Origin of the sequence: Actinocrinis puniceicyclus (assembly GCF_018283645.1) — a bacterium.
In the GTDB taxonomy this organism is placed as follows: domain Bacteria; phylum Actinomycetota; class Actinomycetes; order Streptomycetales; family Catenulisporaceae; genus Actinocrinis; species Actinocrinis puniceicyclus.
This window is the reverse complement of the sequence record NZ_JAGSXH010000281.1, coordinates 1-2,031: the sequence shown is the minus strand read 5'-3', so window position 1 is coordinate 2,031 and position 2,031 is coordinate 1. Positions and strand designations below refer to the sequence as shown.

Here is a 2,031-nt window from a genome sequence, read left to right as displayed (position 1 = left end):
CCCCAGGCCGACCCCCGGTAGACCATTGATGTGGCGGCGGTGGGCCACGGCGTCGAGGTAGGCGTTGGCCGCGGCGTAGTTCGCCTGGCCGGGGTTTCCGACCGTTCCCGCCGCCGACGAGTACAGCGCGAACACGGCGAGGTCGAGATCACGGGTCAGCGCGTGCAGGTTCCAGGCCGCGTCGGCTTTGGGTCGCAGCACATTGTCAAGCTGCTCGGTGGTGAGCTTGGCGACCGTGGCGTCGTCGGTGACGCCTGCGGTGTGCACGACGGCGGTCAGCGGGTGGGCGGCGGGGACCGCGGCGATGAGGTTCGCCAGCGCGTCGCGGTCGGCGGCGTCGCAGGCCACGAGCTTGACGTCGGTCCCGAGGGCGGTCAGCTCGGCGGCGAGGTCGCCCGCGCCGGGGGCTTGTGCGCCGCGGCGCGAGGCGAGGATCAGGTGCTTGGCCGAGTGCTGTTCGACGAGGTGGCGGGCGAGCAGGGCGCCGAGCGTTCCGGTCCCGCCGGTGACCAGGACGGTGCCGTCGGGGTCGATCTTCTTGGGCAGGGTGAGAACGAGCTTGCCGATGTGGCGGGCGCGGCTGAGGTGGCGCAGCGCTTCGGGCGCGTGCCGGATGTCGTAGGCGGTGACCGGTAGGGGTCGCAGTGCGCCGTTGTCGAACAGGGCGCTGAGTTCGGTGAGCATCCAGGCGATCGCGTCGGGCCCGGCGTCCATTACGTCGAAGGCCTGATACGTCACCGCCGGGTGGCGGGCGGCGACGTCGTCGGCGTCGCGGATATCGGTCTTGCCCATTTCGATGAAGCGGCCGCCGGGGGCGGTCAGCCGCAGCGAGGCGTCGACGAAATCGCCGGCGAGTGAGTCCAGGACGACGTCGAAGCCGTGGCCGCCGGTGACCGCGCGGAAGTGCTCTTCGAAGTCGAGGTCGCGGGACGAGGCGATGTGGTCCTCGGCCAGGCCGAAGGCGCGCAGCGTCGGCCACTTGGGGCGGCTCGCGGTCGCGTGGATCTCGGCGCCGGACAGGCGCGCCAGTTGCAGCGCGGCCAGGCCCACCCCGCCGGTTGCGGCATGGATCAGCACCTTGTCACCGGCACCGAGGCGGCCGAGGGTGCTCAGTGCGTGGTGTGCGGTGAGGAACGCCACCGGGACGCCTGCGGCCTGTGCGAAGCTCCAGCGGCGTGGGATGTGGGTGAGCAGGCGGCGGTCGGTGATGGCGGTGGGGCCGGTGCCGGAGAACAGGCCCATGACGCGGTCGCCGGGGTGCAGGTCGGTGACGTCGGGCGCGGTCTCGACGACGATGCCGGCGCCTTCGCCGCCGATGGAGCGGACGTCCTGCACCAGTCCGAGGGTGACCACGACGTCGCGGAAGTTGACGCCCGCCGCGCGCAGGGAGACCCGGACCTGGCCGGGTTCCAGCGGTGCACCGGCCTGTGGCCAGGGCACGAGGGCGAGGCCGTCGAGGCTGCCGGCTTTCGCGGTGTGCAGACGCCAGAATTCCGTGTCAGCGGGCGGGACGAGTTGCGCATTGATGTCCACCTTCGCCAGGCGGACCGCGTGCGGTTCTCCCTCGCGGATCGCCAGCTGCGGTTCATCGGTGGCCAGGGCGGCGGGGATGGCGTTGAGCGATGCCGGGGCGCTGTCGGTGTCGATGAGGGTGATGCGGCCGGGGTTCTCGGATTGGGCACTGCGGATCAGGCCCCAGACGGCCGCGGCTGCCGGGTCGGCGACGTGCTCGCCTTGGTGGGTGGCGATGGCCGAGCGGGTCAGCACGATCAGCCGGGTTCCGTCGTGTTGCGCGTCCGGCAGCCATGCCTGGACCGCATTCAACGCCCGCCGGGTCGCGTCGTGGACGCTCGCTGGGACGCCGATGCCGTCGTTCGCGAGGGTCAGGACCGCGATGGACGGTCCGGACGGTCCGCTGGTTCCCGCGAGCAAATCGTCGAACTCTGCGTGGGAGGTAACGCTGCGGGTGGCCTCACGTAGTGCGGTGGCGAGTTCTTCGCGCAGCGGGCCGGCGATGGCCCAGGTTTCGGG

General features: G+C 71.9%; 1 protein-coding gene. It reads right to left on the bottom strand.

The genetic code is table 11. The annotated features are described in order from the left end of the window. The coding region (locus KGA66_RS28745; protein ID WP_211472710.1) for an SDR family NAD(P)-dependent oxidoreductase at positions 1–2,031 on the bottom strand (2,031 nt) is incomplete at both ends.